The 14,606-nt window shown below is 66.0% G+C and carries 14 protein-coding genes and 1 tRNA gene; 10 read left to right on the top strand and 5 right to left on the bottom strand.

All coding sequences use genetic code 11. The annotated features are described in order from the left end of the window. Positions 1-73 precede the first annotated feature (73 nt). Positions 74-751, bottom strand: a complete 678-nt coding sequence (locus QMX83_RS14920; RefSeq protein ID WP_282297434.1) for a DUF502 domain-containing protein — start codon at positions 749-751, stop codon at positions 74-76. Between the two features lie 105 nt (positions 752-856). Here QMX83_RS14920 and QMX83_RS14915 point away from each other — a divergent pair, with 105 nt between their 5' ends. Then, on the top strand, positions 857-2,176 hold the full coding sequence (locus QMX83_RS14915; RefSeq protein ID WP_282297433.1) for a hypothetical protein: 1,320 nt from the start codon (positions 857-859) through the stop codon (positions 2,174-2,176). Here QMX83_RS14915 and QMX83_RS14910 read toward each other — a convergent pair. The 4 genes from QMX83_RS14910 to trxA all read right to left on the bottom strand — a co-directional run bounded on the left by QMX83_RS14910 (position 2,145) and on the right by trxA (position 6,701). Further along, on the bottom strand, positions 2,145-2,609 hold the full coding sequence (locus tag QMX83_RS14910; RefSeq protein ID WP_282297432.1) for a DUF4442 domain-containing protein: 465 nt from the start codon (positions 2,607-2,609) through the stop codon (positions 2,145-2,147). The genes QMX83_RS14915 and QMX83_RS14910 overlap by 32 nt on opposite strands. Before the next feature lie 183 nt (positions 2,610-2,792). Next, positions 2,793-3,626, bottom strand: coding sequence for a hypothetical protein (locus tag QMX83_RS14905; RefSeq protein ID WP_282297431.1), 834 nt, complete (start codon positions 3,624-3,626; stop codon positions 2,793-2,795). A gap of 421 nt (positions 3,627-4,047) precedes the next feature. After that, positions 4,048-5,694, bottom strand: coding sequence for a CHASE2 domain-containing protein (locus QMX83_RS14900; protein WP_282297430.1), 1,647 nt, complete (start codon positions 5,692-5,694; stop codon positions 4,048-4,050). Between the two features lie 149 nt (positions 5,695-5,843). After that, positions 5,844-6,701, bottom strand: coding sequence for a thioredoxin (gene trxA, locus QMX83_RS14895; RefSeq protein WP_282297429.1), 858 nt, complete (start codon positions 6,699-6,701; stop codon positions 5,844-5,846). Positions 6,702-6,824: 123 nt separating this feature from the next. Between trxA and QMX83_RS14890 the strand changes: the two genes are divergently transcribed. The 9 genes from QMX83_RS14890 to QMX83_RS14850 all read left to right on the top strand — a co-directional run bounded on the left by QMX83_RS14890 (position 6,825) and on the right by QMX83_RS14850 (position 14,529). Next, positions 6,825-7,430, top strand: a complete 606-nt coding sequence (locus QMX83_RS14890; RefSeq protein ID WP_282297428.1) for a DUF998 domain-containing protein — start codon at positions 6,825-6,827, stop codon at positions 7,428-7,430. A 178-nt stretch (positions 7,431-7,608) separates the two neighbouring features. Next, positions 7,609-10,248, top strand: a complete 2,640-nt coding sequence (leuS, locus tag QMX83_RS14885) for a leucine--tRNA ligase (protein ID WP_282297427.1) — start codon at positions 7,609-7,611, stop codon at positions 10,246-10,248. Between the two features lie 88 nt (positions 10,249-10,336). After that, entirely contained in the window at positions 10,337-10,912 is a 576-nt protein-coding gene (gene lptE / locus QMX83_RS14880; RefSeq protein ID WP_282297426.1) for an LPS assembly lipoprotein LptE, read from the top strand. Positions 10,913-10,933: 21 nt separating this feature from the next. Continuing rightward, positions 10,934-11,971 carry a DNA polymerase III subunit delta gene (gene holA, locus QMX83_RS14875; RefSeq protein ID WP_282297425.1) on the top strand — a complete coding sequence of 346 codons (1,038 nt, stop codon included), beginning with the start codon at positions 10,934-10,936 and terminating at the stop codon, positions 11,969-11,971. Continuing rightward, positions 11,971-12,633 (top strand): nicotinate-nucleotide adenylyltransferase, encoded by a 663-nt coding sequence (gene nadD, locus QMX83_RS14870; RefSeq protein ID WP_282297424.1) that lies wholly within the window; start codon positions 11,971-11,973, stop codon positions 12,631-12,633. The genes holA and nadD overlap by 1 nt, the downstream gene beginning before the upstream one ends. 58 nt (positions 12,634-12,691) lie before the next feature. Beyond that, positions 12,692-13,135 (top strand): ribosome silencing factor, encoded by a 444-nt coding sequence (gene rsfS, locus QMX83_RS14865; protein ID WP_282297423.1) that lies wholly within the window; start codon positions 12,692-12,694, stop codon positions 13,133-13,135. Further along, on the top strand, positions 13,132-13,602 hold the full coding sequence (rlmH, locus tag QMX83_RS14860; protein WP_282297422.1) for a 23S rRNA (pseudouridine(1915)-N(3))-methyltransferase RlmH: 471 nt from the start codon (positions 13,132-13,134) through the stop codon (positions 13,600-13,602). Before rsfS ends, rlmH begins: the two co-directional genes overlap by 4 nt. A 47-nt stretch (positions 13,603-13,649) precedes the next feature. Beyond that, positions 13,650-13,726: transfer RNA gene (locus QMX83_RS14855), tRNA-Asn, on the top strand. A 134-nt stretch (positions 13,727-13,860) separates the two neighbouring features. Further along, positions 13,861-14,529 carry a hypothetical protein gene (locus QMX83_RS14850; protein ID WP_282297421.1) on the top strand — a complete coding sequence of 223 codons (669 nt, stop codon included), beginning with the start codon at positions 13,861-13,863 and terminating at the stop codon, positions 14,527-14,529. Positions 14,530-14,606: the final 77 nt, after the last annotated feature.

Genomic DNA, 14,606 nt, shown 5'->3' with positions numbered 1-14,606 from the left:
TTCTTGTTGGTGCGGCGGGGGGGGGGGGCGGGCCCCGGGCGCGCCGGGCCCCCCCCCCCCCCGGCACTACCGATCAGCGCTCCCCAGCCCGGGTAAACGGCACGCTTTCCGGGGCCACCGCACCGCCGGAGATGATGAAGCTCATGGCCTGGTCCACGGTCCAGTCGGTGGGGGTCAGCAGTTCCACCGGGACGATTTCCAGGTAGCCGGAGGTCGGATTCGGCGTGGTCGGCACGTACACCGCCGCCAGTTCACGCCCGGTGCCCTGTTCACGGATCACCCGGGTAACCAGCCCCACCGACTTCATGTCGCGGTGGGGGAAGTCGATCAGCACCACGCGCTGGGTGGTGCCCGGCTCGGTCTGCAGCATGTCCAGCAGCTTCTTGGCGCTTTCATAGATGATGCTGGCCAGGGGAATGCGCTTGATCACCGCACCGAACCAGCGCAGCAGGCGCTGGCCGATCACCCGCCGGCTGAGCACGCCCACGCTGAGGATGACCAGCAGGGTTGCGGCCAGGCCGATCACGTTCTGCACCCACTCGACCTTGACCCAGCCCAGGTAGTGCGGGAACGAGCCGGCAATCTGCTCCGAGAACGGCACCACCACCGGGCTGCTGATGCCCGAGAGCAGCACGAACACGAACTTGACCACCACCCAGGTCAGCCAGATCGGCAGCAGGGTGAGCAGGCCGGTCAGAAACAGGCGCTGCAGGGAGGGGCGCGGAACCAGGTGGGGGGCTTCGATCGACATCAGCGCATTGTAGCGGTCCTGCCGCCCGGATTACCCTGCGCGTTGCCGCCGGAAGCGGCACCGGGGAGGAATGCTGTGTTGAAGGGATTGAGGAGACCAGCGGTCGTGCTGGGGGCGTTGCTGGGGTTGCCGCTGCTGGTCTGGGCCGTGTCGAGGGCGCTGCCGGTGCCGGCCGCCCAGGCGCAGGCGCTGCAGGACATGCGGAAGGCGTCCAGGATCCACCTGCCGGCGCAGGGCAATGCGTTCACCGCGATCTGGCTGCTGCCTTACGACGGCGTGCCCGTGGATCAATGGGAGCCGCTGCTGGCCGAGGATGTCGCACGGCATGACGAGGCGATATCGCGCCAGGTCGTCGACGGAGTTGTGGACAGTGTGGCCGCCGAGCGGTTCCCCAGGATCGACGGCAAGATTCGATGGTGCCGGCGCGATGCGGGCAGCTGCCTGGCGGAGGTGCGTGAGCACCAGGCGGCGGTAGCGGCACACCACGCCGGGCACGAGGGGCTGCATGAGCGCTTGGCGGCGCTGACGGCTTACACGCATTACCGTAGCGCATTCACGCTCGAGCCGACCATGCCGTTCCCGCAGTTCGGGCTGCTGCTGGAGCGCACCTCGGCGCATGCGCTGGCCCACGTGCGCGGCGACAGCCTTGCGGCGCTGCAGGGGGTGTGCGAGGACGCGACCACGGCCCGCATGCTGATGCGCAATAGCGACACGCTGATCATGGCGGCGATCGGCGGGGCGTGGGCCGAACGCAGTGCCAGCCTGTTCACCGACATTCTGGCGGAGCTGCCACGCGAGACCGTGCTGCCGGCGCTGTGTGCGACCGCCTTCGCGCCGCCGCAGGTCGCCGAGTTGGATATGTGCCAACCGCTGCGCGGCGAGTTTGCGTTCCAGGCGGCTGCGATGACGGCAGCGAATCTGGAGCCTTACCAACGGCCTTTTTACAGTGAGGAAAAGACCCAGGCGCGGGCGGCATGGTTGTTGTCGCGCAGCTGTAGCGCATCGGTGCAGGCGCAACTGCGCATAGACGAACGCGTACAGTTGCCAGCGCCGCCGCCGGTATGGGACCCGCACTGCGTCGCCAACCTGGCCGGTTGCATCCTGATGGGGATTGATGCGCCGGATTACGTGGTGTACCTGCATCGCATGCAGGACAACGGCGCGCAGTTGCGTCTGGCGGCGAACATGATGTGGCTGCGCGAGCAGGCACTGACAGCGGGCGACGACAACGCAATGATCGCACTGATGAGCCTTCCGGAGGAGTTGCGGAGTGCCTCACGAGGCCTGCGTGACACGCCCGCCGGCGATGCGCTTGAGCTGGAGCGGTATGACGCGCGCGACGGGCAACACGGACGCCTGCGTGCAGCGTTGCCTCTGCACTGGCGCGCCCGCTTCACCCGACCGTTGTGCGCGCGTCCGGTTTGAGGCGCAGGTACACCTGCTTGCGCACGCGCGCGACGACGTCGCCCTGCGCATCGACGACGTCGTTGCTGAACCAGTGCAGGTGCTTCTGGCCGTCGGCGGTCTCGGCGCGCAGCCCATCCAGCAGCGCGTCGTCCAGGCGGAACTCGGCCACCACGGTGCCGCGACCAGGCTTCAGGAATTCGATTTCGCCGGCGCGGTCCCAGACGTAGTAATTGCGGCCCAGGTTCTGCATCACGGTCAGCATCCAGAACGGGTCGGTCATCGCGAACAGGCTGCCGCCAAAGTGGGTGCCGACGTAGTTGCGGTTCCAGGGACGCATGCGCAGTTCCACGCGCACATACCGGTAGTCGTCACTGACATGGGTGACGTGGATGCCGGCGAACAGGAACGGCGGCCACAGGTTGATGCCGTGGCGGAACAGGCTGGCCTTCATGGCGGGGGATGGGGCTGGGGAGGTGGGGGAAGCCTACCATTCGCTTGCGTATGGTTCAAAGGGATGGGCGAACTGCTGGAAGCCCGCTGCGATCTGGCGGCGGGCCTGAGTGTCAGGCTCGGTGGTGATGCTCCATGAGTCACTTCGAGAACTCATGGTTCCTGTCATACCGCACCGGATGCATCATTCGATGTAGCACTGTATGTCGTCATCCTTGCGTTCGCAGCGAAAATTGACGTCCCTCGAATCGTCGAACTGGCCGTGCACAGGTACATTGGCCCACTGAGCACGGTCGAGGAATGCCTTTGCCCAACCTCGGTCGATCCAACTGTATCGATAGTATGTGTTGCCTTGCTTGGGAGCAAAATCACCTGCCTGCTGCTGGATCGGTTTAAGTGCAACCTTGGCATCAAGGAATTTCCACTCACGAGTTGCATGGTCGAGATAGAACCTAGCTACACCGTACTCAGGGAATGACAGCCGCACGTTAATTGGCCTGTCTACCTCCAACATGTACTCGAAACGGAGGAGCTTTCCTCCCGAGGAAGCTATGTCCAGAAAGGCAAGTTCTGGGGTGCCGCGCAAGAAGCGACGAACGGTTTCTCTTGCACGACGGTGCTCTGGATGCAGAAGAGAAAGGTGATGTCCCCAGAGCCGCTGGCTCGTGCGACCGTGGTCAGAGCCAGGTGCAAGAAGCTCAACATTCCCAATGAATGCTTCCATTGATCCGTCGTAAGTACTGTACAGCCCCATCATCCCCTTGAACTGCCGCTCGACCCAGTCCTCAGCGGTAAACGACGTCGCAATCAGACTGCTTCCCGCGCTCTCCACGTTGAAGCCTACAATGTTGAGGTTGTTGGCGTCATACACATAATGCCGACCAACTCCCTGTGCCAGCGCGACGTCCTCCATTTCGGCCGGCGTGCAGTAGTAGCACTTGTAGGCGATGGGGTCTTCTTCGTTGGCGACGGCCTGCATGGGGAGGGCGGCGAGCATCATCCACAACAGCTTTTTCATTTGTCCATTCCTTGTTTGTCCCGCGGCGTGCGGGTATGGGGAGTGGAGCAGAGGGCGTGTTGGGCTGGTATCGGAATTGTCCTAAGGGTTGTTGGCTGTGGGGTTTCTTCGGTTTGGTGCGTGTCGTAAATGCGCCGATCGGGCGTTATCGGTCGTCGTCTTGCGACCGACGCTACCAAGCCCAGGCATCCCGACGGTCCCATGGATCCATGCATTCCGTGCATCCCGTGGATCCATGCACCCCGTGAATCCCGTGCATCCGGTGTGACACCGGCATCCGATGCATCCCGTGTGTTCGGTGCATCCGTGCAGCCGGTGCGGCACATATATGCATCAGGAAATGCATCCGCCGCAGCCAACGCGTTGCGCGCGAATGATGCGTTGCTGGATCCCAGTCAGATCCAGCAGGCGATGTCGGGTGTCACTCGTCGACGATGTCGGTGGCGTAGCCGTCCCCGCCTGCGTTCTGCGCGCGGCGCAGGGCGGCGTGTGCGCCTTCCATGAAGGCCTTGGGCGTGCTGGCGGCGTCGGGTACGCGTGCATACAGTCCCGCTGACACCGTGATCGGGGTGGTCTGGCCGAGCTGTACCGGCACGTTCAAACCGCGTACGCGTGCTACCAGGTCTTCCACGACCTGCAGCGCGCCTTCGCCATTGGTGTCGGGAAGCAGCATGGCGAACTGATCGGTGCCGAGGCGCACGCTGATGTCATGCGGACGTCGCGCGTGTGCGGTCAGCTGTGAGGCAATCGCGCGCAGTGCGGCGTTGCCGGCATTCAATCCGTGCAGGTCCACCAGAGAGTTGAACTGATCCATCTGGATCATCACCACGCTCAATGGCCGCTGCAGGCGCTGGGCTGAACCGTGCTCTTCGCTCAGATGAAGCTCGAGGCGGGGGCGTGTGCCCAGTCGGGTTACCGGATCGGTGTGAATGAAGCGACGCCAGTGGACCAGGTTCCTGGCCAGCCACGCGGCGAGCAGGGCGGCCAGGGTGACGGCCGTGGCGACCGGCGCGAACCACACATCGCCCAGCCGCAACAGCAGGAAGCTGCCGAGCAGCACTGCCGGCAAGGCCAGCACCACGCCGCGGCGGGCGCGGGGCACGGCGAGCAGGGCACCGCACAGCATCACCAGAAGCGCGCTGAGCGTGGTCTGGGCCCAGCGCGGCATCAACCGCAGCGCTTTGTTGTCGAGCAGCATCGCAGCGACATTGGCCTGGTACTCGCTACCGCTCAGGCCGCGTACCGGCGCGCTCGGGGTGAGCAGCAGCGGCGCTTCGGCCGGGGTGGTCACGCCCACCAGCACCAGCCGACCGTGCAGCACACCGGGGTCGATGCGTCCCTCGAGCACGTCCACATAGGACAGCTGCGGGAAGGTGCGGGCCGGTCCGGCGAAACGCACCCGCACTTCGTGATTGCGACGCCACTGCCAAGGCGAAGTGTTTTCCGGAGCGGCTTCCAGTCGCCCGGGCAAGGGCGCGCGGCGACCGGCCAGCGCTACGCCCAGCGCCGGCCAGTGCGGTGAGCCGACCCCGGCAGTGAGGTACAGGCCGCGGCTGATTCCGTCTGGATCGACCTCGACATCGCTGTGGCCCAGCGTGGAGGCATTGGCGGCGATCATTGGAATGGGCAGCCGCTCTTCGGCGACACCCGGTCGCCGGGTCTGCACCGCCATCACCGGCAGCACGACCTGTCCGTTGCGGCGGATGGCCGCCGCCAGCTCTGCATCCTGGCTGGCGTCCTCGGTGTTCGGCTCGGACCACAGCAGGTCCATCACCACCCGGTGACTGCCGGCGTCGGTCAGGCGGTCCAGCAGCCGGGCATGCGTGGAACGTGGCCACGGCAGCGGGCCCAATGCCTTCACGCTCGGGGCGTCCATCGCGATGATCAGCAGGCGCGGGTCCGGGGTGTAGCGCCACTGACCCACCCAGCGGTCGTACAGGGCTTCGTCCTGCTTCCAGAACACCTGGGCGTGGCTGAGTGTGGCGGCCACCAATCCGGCCAGCACCAGCAGCGTGATGCGCCGGGGCCAGGACAGCGGGTGCGGCAAACGGTGTGAACTCACAATCATCTGAGCCCTGATGCACGGGGCTTGATTCGCGACCCCCATGGTCGGAACCGGACATCCCCCCGGATGGACCGGAGTGCATCGCACCCCGCGCCGGCATTATGACCCGGTTGCCGCGCGGGATAGAGGCCGCGAGCCGCTTTTGGCCCGGATCAGAACAGCAGCGCGGCCATCCGGCGACGGTAGCTGCCCACCAGAACCGGGTCCTCGATCACCTTGAAGGCATCCACCAGCAGCTTGCGCGGCAGGCCTTCGTTGAAGTTCGGGTCGCGCTCGAGGAGGGCGATGAACTGGTCCAGTGCAGCGCTGTCCTGGCCGCCCAGCAGCAGCTGCACGCCGCGCAGATGTCGGGCCTGCAGGTCGTCGCCATTGGCCGCAATCCGTGCCTCCAGTGCCTCCGGCGCGGGCGCGTCGTGCAGCGCACTGGCAAAATCCAGGCGTGCGCGGGCGCGGACGGCGCGCTCGTCGGTGGCCAGGTTGGCCGGCAGCGCATCAATCAGGGCGCGGGCTTCAGTGGTGCCGCCGGTCTGCAGCAGGGCCAGGGCAAGGTCCAGCTTCAGCGCATCGTTGTCCGGCTCGGCGGCGATGCTGGCACGCAGCACATCGACCTGGGCCTGGGGATCCAGCGGTGCCTCTTCGGCGACTGCATCGGCCGGCGCGTCAGCGGGGGTGATGCCATGCTGGGTCAGGAACTCGCGCAGCTGGCCTTCCGGCAGTGCGCCCGGGAAGCCGTCCACCAGTTGGCCGCCCTTGACCAGGAACACGGTCGGCACCGAGCGGATCTGGAACGCCGCGGCAATCTGCTGCTCCTTGTCCACGTCCACCTTGGCCAGCTCGAATGCGCCGTTGTACTCGGCCGCCAGCTTCTCCAGGATCGGTCCCAGGGTCTTGCAGGGTTCGCACCAGGTGGCCCAGAAGTCGACCAGCACCGGGGTCTGCAGGGACTTCTGCAGCACCTCGGCCTCGAAAGTGGCGGTGGTGGCTTCAAAGACGTGGGTCACTTCGCTCATGGCAGGACGTTCAACCGGTAAAGATGTCCCCAGTTTATGGTGACGCTTATGGCCCGGCGCAACCCCGGTCGATGGCACCTGCCGGCTATAGGCGCGCGCGTCCGTGTGCCTGACAATGGCGACATGCACACTCTTCAACGATTTGATCCCTGGCTGGGCGGCATTGCCGCCGTCCTGTTCATCCTGGCCGTGATCGGCTTCGGTGCGGCGCTGCCGGGCTACCTGCCGCTGGCACATCCGGTGGCGCTGCTCGGCGCGATAGGCGTGCCGAATGCGCGCGCGTTCAACGCCGTGGCATTCGTACTGCCCGGGCTGCTGGCGGTGGGGGTGGCACTGCGACTGCTGGCAAGGGGGCCGCGTACGGCACCGTGGTCGCTGCGGGTGGGCGGGCAGATGCTGCTGCTGTCCGGGCTCGCGTTTGCCGCCATGGGGGTGCTGCCACTGGATGCCAGCGACATTGAAAGCCGGGCCAGCCAGTACCACGCCAGCGCCTGGATGGTCTGGGTGCTGGCGTTCGTGCCCGGCGCGGTGCTGTCCGGGCTGGGCGAGCGCGGGGTCACGGGCGGAAAGCGGCTGGCGCTGCTCCACCTGGCCGCGGGCGTGCTGGTGGGCCTGGGGGCGCTGGTGCTGCAGATGGTCATGCCGGCCCCGCTGGCGCAGCGACTGGCCTTCTTGGTCTGGGCGCTGTGGTTGGCCGTAGTGCTGCCGATGGCCAGGCGCGGCCATTGAACCGGATGTGGGGCCGGGGCGTTGCGCGCTCCGCCTGGGGTGCGCTCCGGCACAGTCTTCACAATTCCTTGATATATCAACGGCATGAGGTTGCCGCGCGTGTCGTTTCCGGCACCGATTGGAGCACTTTGCCGCACTGCGGTACCCTGTGCCGCTTTGCCGCCGCACACGCGTTTCCATGACCAGCGTCGAACCCAACGTTTACGACCCGCAGCAGGTTGAATCCGCCGCCCAGAGCTTCTGGGATGCCACCCGTGCCTTCGAGGTGAACGAGTCTTCGGACAAGCCGAAGTACTACTGCCTCTCGATGCTGCCGTACCCGTCCGGTGCGCTGCACATGGGCCACGTGCGCAACTACACGATTGGCGACGTGATCAGCCGCTACAAGCGCATGACCGGTCACAACGTGCTGCAGCCGATGGGCTGGGACGCCTTCGGCCTGCCGGCAGAAAATGCCGCGATCAAGAACAAGACCGCGCCGGCCAAGTGGACCTACGCCAACATCGAACACATGCGTGGCCAGTTCAAGGCGATGGGCTACGCGATCGACTGGTCGCGCGAGTTCGCCACCTGCACGCCGGACTACTACGTGCATGAACAGCGCATGTTCACCCGTCTGATGCGCAAGGGCTTGGCCTACCGTCGCAACGCGGTGGTGAACTGGGACCCGATCGACCAGACCGTGCTGGCCAACGAACAGGTCATCGACGGCCGCGGCTGGCGCTCGGGCGCGCTGGTGGAAAAGCGCGAGATTCCGCAGTGGTTCCTGCGCATCACTGACTACGCCCAGGAACTGCTGGACGGCCTGGACGACCTGCCGGGCTGGCCGGACTCGGTCAAGACCATGCAGCGCAACTGGATCGGCCGCTCGGAAGGGCTGGAAATCCAGTTCGACGTGCGTGACGTCGACGGCGGCGTGCTGGACCCGCTGCGCGTGTTCACCACCCGTCCGGACACCGTGATGGGCGTGACCTTTGTATCGATCGCGGGCGAACACCCGCTGGCGCTGCATGCCGCCAAGTCGAACCCGGCGCTGGCGGCGCTGCTGGCCGAGATGAAGCAGGGCGGTGTGTCCGAAGCCGAACTGGAAACCCAGGAAAAGCGCGGCATGGACACCGGCCTGCGCGCGGTGCACCCGGTGACCGGCGATACCGTGCCGGTGTGGGTGGCCAACTTCGTGCTGATGGGCTACGGCACCGGTGCCGTCATGGCCGTGCCGGGCCACGACCAGCGCGACAACGAATTTGCCAACAAGTACAACCTGCCGATCCGCCAGGTCATCGCGCTGAAGAACCCGCGCAAGGACGAGGCCACCTATGACGGCAGCCGCTGGCAGGACTGGTACGGCGACAAGAGCCGTGAGACCGAGCTGGTCAATTCCGCCGAGTTCGACGGCCTGGACTTCCAGGGGGCGTTTGAAGCCCTGGCCGAGCGCTTCGAGCGCAAGGGTCAGGGTCAGCGCCGCGTCAACTACCGTCTACGCGACTGGGGCGTGAGCCGCCAGCGCTACTGGGGCTGCCCGATCCCGGTGATCTACTGCCCGAAGTGCGGTGCCTTGCCGGTGCCGGAAGAACAGCTGCCGGTGGTCCTGCCGGAAGACGTCAACTTCGTTGGCACGGGTTCGCCGATCAAGGCCGACCCGGAATGGCGCAAGACCACCTGCCCGGACTGCGGCGGTGCGGCCGAGCGTGAGACCGACACCTTCGACACCTTCATGGAGTCGAGCTGGTACTACGCCCGCTACACCTCGCCGGGTGCGCGCGACGCCGTGGACAAGCGCGGCAACTACTGGCTGCCGGTGGACCAGTACATCGGCGGTATCGAACACGCGATCCTGCACCTGATGTACTTCCGTTTCTTCCACAAGCTGCTGCGTGATGCGCGCATGGTGGACAGCAACGAGCCGGCGCAGAATCTGCTGTGCCAGGGCATGGTCATCGCCGACACCTACTACCGCCAGAACGAGGACGGCTCCAAGGACTGGATCAACCCGGCCGACGTGGACGTGCAGCGTGACGAGCGCGGCCGCATCATCGGTGCGACGTTGATCGCCGACGGCCAGCCGGTGCAGATCGGTGGCACCGAGAAGATGTCCAAGTCCAAGAACAACGGCGTCGACCCGCAGGCCATGGTGAGCAAGTACGGTGCCGACACCGTGCGTCTGTTCTCGATGTTCGCGGCACCGCCGGAACAGTCGCTGGAGTGGAACGAAGCTGGCGTGGACGGCATGGCGCGTTTCCTGCGCCGGCTGTGGGCGCAGGTGCACAAGCACGCCGCCGACGGTGCCGTCCCGGCGCTGGACGTGGCCGCGCTCAATGCCGAGCAGAAGGCGCTGCGCCGCAAGACCCATGAAACCATCGGCAAGGTCAACGACGACTTCGGTCGCCGCCACAGCTTCAACACCGCCATTGCCGCGGTGATGGAGCTGATGAACGCGCTGGCCAAGTTCGATGACAGCTCCGAGCAGGGTAGGGCGGTACGTCAGGAGGCCCTGCAGGCCACCGTGCTGCTGCTCAACCCGATCACCCCGCATGCCAGCCACGCGCTGTGGCAGGTGCTGGGCAAGGGCGAGTCGCTGCTGGAAGACCAGCGCTTCCCACAGGCCGACGAGGCCGCGCTGGTGCGTGACGCGGTGACCCTGGCGGTGCAGGTCAATGGCAAGCTGCGTGGCACCATCGAGGTGGCCGCGGACGCCCCGCGTGACCAGATCGAAGCGCTGGGTGTGGCCGAGCCGAATGCGGCCCGGTTCCTGGAGGGTCTGACCGTGCGCAAGATCATCATCGTGCCGGGCAAGATCGTGAACATCGTGGCGGGGTGATCCCCGCCCGGCACTACGTTCACGTGCAATCGGGCATGGTGTCCGGCAATCCCTTGCCGGCACCGCCCGGCTCCATCAGACTGTATCCATGACTCGATTCCTGCTTGCCGTTCTGCTCACCCTGACCCTGGCCGGGTGCGGCTTCCATCTGCGCAACAAGCTGATGCTGCCGGCCGACACCGCTGCCGTGCGGGTGGTCTCCACCGCCCCCTACAGCGAACTGGCCAAGCTGCTGCGTCGGGGCCTGCAGGCGTCGGGCGCGGAACTGGCCGACGAAGACAGCAAGGGTCCGGCGGCGCAGCTGCAGGTGCTCTCCGAGCGCTGGGGTGACCTGCCCATCGCGATCGACGCACAGGGCCGTGCGCAGGAATACAGCCTGCGCTATGCGGTCATCTTCGTGTTCCGTCGCGAAGACGGCAGCGACCTGGTGCCGCAGCAGGTGATCGAACTCTCGCGTGACTACGTGTCGCCGCCGACCGACGCCACTGGTACCACCACCGAGCGCGAGATCCTGGCCGACGAACTGCGCCGCGAGATGTCCGCGTCGATCATGCGTCGTATCGACAGCGTGGTGCGCAAGGAACTGGAACGCGGTCGCGTGCCCAGCCCGGCAGCTCCGGCGACCGCACCGGCAGCGCCGGTGGTGCCGCCGCAGGGCTCCTGAGCCGGCATCGCCCGCTCCCGCATGGAACTGCGTCCGGAACAACTCGCCAGCCAACCGGCCAGCCAGCCTCTGGCTCCGGTCTATCTGATCGCCGGGCCTGAAACCCTGCGCGTACTCGAGGCTGCCGACGCCATCCGTGCGCGCGCCCGCGCCGACGGGGTGAACGAACGCGAGGTGTTTGACGCCGACGGTCGCGATTTCGACTGGAACCAGCTCGACGGCACCTTCAATGCGCCCAGTCTGTTCAGCGCCCGCCGGCTGGTCGAAGTACGCCTGCCCAGCGGCAAGCCGGGCAAAGAGGGCAGTGAAGTGATCAGCCGGTTCTGCGCCAACCCCGCGCCGGACGTCATTCTGCTGATCACCTGCAACGAATGGAGCAAGGCGCACCAGACCAAATGGACCGAGGCTGTCGGCCGGGTCGGGGTGCTGTCGGTGGCGTGGGCGATCAAGCCCCACGAACTGCCCGAATGGATCGAACGCCGGCTGCGCCAGAAAGGCCTGCGTGCCGATCCCGCGGCCGTGCAGCGCCTGGCCGAACGGGTGGAGGGCAATCTGTTGGCCGCCGCCCAGGAAATCGACAAGCTCGCGCTGCTGGCCGCGGGTCAGACCCTGGACGCCAACACCATGGAGTCGCTGGTCGCCGATGCGGCCCGCTATGACGTGTTCCGCCTGCTGGAAGCGACCTTCTCCGGCCAGCCAGCGGCCGTACTGCGCATGCTGGCGGGCCTGCGTGGCGAGGGCGAGGCGGTGGCCGCACTGATGCCGATGGTGATCCGCGAACTGCTCTCCACCGCCGGTCTGGCGCGGGCGCAGGCACGAGGCGGCAACCTGACCGCGGAAATGAAAAGCCGCGGCATCTGGGAGGCACGCCAGGCCCCGTTCAAGCGCGCACTGCAGCGTCACCCCGAGCCCAAGCGCTGGGAGCGCTTCGTGGCCGAGGCCGGGCTGGTGGACCGCATGGCCAAGGGGCGCGCCGACGGCGACCCGTGGCTGGGCCTGGAGCGGCTGCTGGTGGCGGTGGCCGAAGCGCGTGCGGTGCGGTTGCTGGCGCGCGCCTGATGCCACTGCGCATCTACTACGGCGGCACCTTCGACCCGGTGCATCTGGGGCATCTGGCGATTGCGCGGGCCGCGCGTGATCAGTTGCAGGTGGCGGTGCGGCTGCTGCCAGCGGCGGACCCGCCGCACCGCGCGCCGCCCGGTGCCACGGCAGAGCAGCGCGCGCGCATGCTGGAACTGGCGATTGCCGATGAACCCGGCCTGCTGGTGGACCGGCGCGAAATCGAGCGCGCGCAGCTGCACCCGGGCGAGCCGTCCTACACGGTGGACTCCCTGCGTGACCTGCGGGCGGAACTGGGGCCGCGCCAGCCCATCGCCTGGCTGGTGGGCGCGGACAGCCTGCGCAGCCTGGACCAGTGGCATGAATGGGGGGCCCTGTTCGGGCTGTGTCATTTCATCGTCGCCGACCGGATGGGCAGCCCGCTGCAGAGCGGGCTCCCTGCGTCACTGGCGGTGGCCCTGCACGGGCGCTTCGTCAGCGACGATCGCGCGCTGTTTGCCGCGCCGGCCGGTCGAATACTGCGCCTGCGCGGGCCGTTGCGGGCAGAATCCGCCACGGCGGTGCGTGAACAGATCGCCCACGGTGGTGCCTGGCGCGCGCTGTTGCCAGACGCGGTGGCGGACTACGTGTCCGACCAGGGGCTGTACGCAGGCGGCGTGTGAATACGTTCAGGCCCCGCGCCCCGTATAATCGCCCCAACACTTTTTGAGTTTCCCTGCTTTGAGCGACCAGACCCAGCCCCAGACCATCAAGGTCGACCTGCCCCATCCCGCGCCTTCCGTCGAGCAGCTGCTGCAGTGCGTGCGTAACGCGACCGAAGAGCTGAAGGCCAAGGATGTCGTGGAGATCGATGTCATCGGCAAGTCCAGCGTCGCCGACTACATGGTGATCGCCTCGGGTACGTCCAGCCGTCACGTCAAGTCGATTGCCGACGAAGTGGTGAAGTTCGCCAAGCAGGCCGGCAACATGCCGCTGGGCGTGGAAGGCGAGCGCGAAGCCGAATGGGTGCTGGTCGACCTGGGTGATGTCATCGTCCACGTAATGCTGCCGCGCGTGCGCGAGTACTACGCGCTGGAGCGTCTGTGGAGCGTCGGCGACCAGCCGCCGAGCCTGCTTGATGAAGACGGGCAGGACGACGACGAAGACGATTACGCCGCGCGTTGAAAGCCAAGCTGATCGCCACTGGCGAACGCGCGCCCGCGTGGGTGGCGCAGGGCTTCGCCGAATATCAGAAACGGCTGTCGCACTGGCTGCCGTTTGAACTGGTGGAAATCGAACCCGGTCTGCGCGGCAAAGGGCGCGATCCGCGTCGGGCGACCGACGATGAAGGAAAGCGGGTCATTGCCGCGCTGCCCAAGAATGCGTACATCGTGGCACTGGATGTGCCGGGACGACAGCTCAGTTCCGAGCAGCTGGCGCAGCGTCTGGAGCACTGGCGCAGCCAGGGCCGCGATCTGGCATTCCTGATCGGCGGCCCGGAAGGGCACTCGCCGGAAGTGTCGGCACTGGCCGATGAGAAGTGGTCGATCGGTCCGCTGACGCTGCCGCACATGCTGGTGCGGCTGGTCGTGGCCGAGCAGCTGTATCGCGCGGCCGCGATGCTGGCCAATCATCCTTATCACCGGGCCTGACGAAAGGGGTTACATCCGGTGGAAATCCCGGTTACAATGCGCACCCCGCCCGAATAGCTCAGCCGGTTAGAGCACTTGACTGTTAATCAGGGGGTCGTTGGTTCGAGTCCAACTTCGGGCGCCAAGTTTCAGAGCCTCGCAGCGATGCGAGGCTTTTTTTTTGCGCGTCGTCGGGTGAGCGCTTTTCGCATTTGTTGAATGGGCTGGCGGGTGGCAGGTCGCTAGGGTTGATGCCCCCCCCAACAATGTGGAGAAACCATGGGCCCGATGATCGGTGCTTCTTCATCGCCAAGCCTTGCTGGCAAGAGCACGAGCCTGCAGCAAACCCTTCAGAAGATCGATGCGCCGCTTCCCCGGGAACCGGATAAGTTGCTCGATCTGTTGAACGAGGTGCACAACGCGAAGGGCACGATTGAAATAGAAGTGAGAGAGTTCCGGGTCAATCATTCGGATCAACTCGCGTCACTGCGCAAGTTCCGAGGTCAGGCCGAATCTCTGGAAAGGCTTCGCATGGTGCTGCAGAACATCCGCAATCCGAACGCCGCGCTGCGCGTCACCCGCGACGGCAAGGTCAAGGCGGGCGTGCACTGGTTGAAGCGAATGGTGGCACCTCAGGTCTACAACGAACAGCAGAAGCGGGCCTGCGAGAAGTTCGGCGAGAACAACGCCACGGCTAAGAAGGTGCTGCCCCGCGTCACAGAGGCATTGTCATCAACGCAGCGGGATATGGCTAAGCTGAATGCGTCGTTGGCTGCCTTGGCTCAGAACGAGGTTTACCTCGAGCAGCTGAAGGGGTTCGCAAACCGCATCAACCTGAAACACTTCATTGCATCTGGCCGCGGAGAGATCTCGCCGGCGCAGCCCCGCAGCTTGTGGTCGCTGCAAGACGGGGACCCGAAGAGGTTCGAAGGTCGTGGCGGGATGTAACTGACAGCGACACAGAAACGCCCCGGGCATTGCGCGCGGGGTTTGTGTTTTATAAAAGTTTTGTTAATTTAAAGTGT

Origin of the sequence: Stenotrophomonas sp. PS02289 (assembly GCF_029960115.1) — a bacterium.
Classification (GTDB): domain Bacteria; phylum Pseudomonadota; class Gammaproteobacteria; order Xanthomonadales; family Xanthomonadaceae; genus Stenotrophomonas.
The sequence above is the reverse complement of the archived record's forward strand: the minus strand, read 5'-3'. Positions and strand labels throughout refer to the sequence as shown.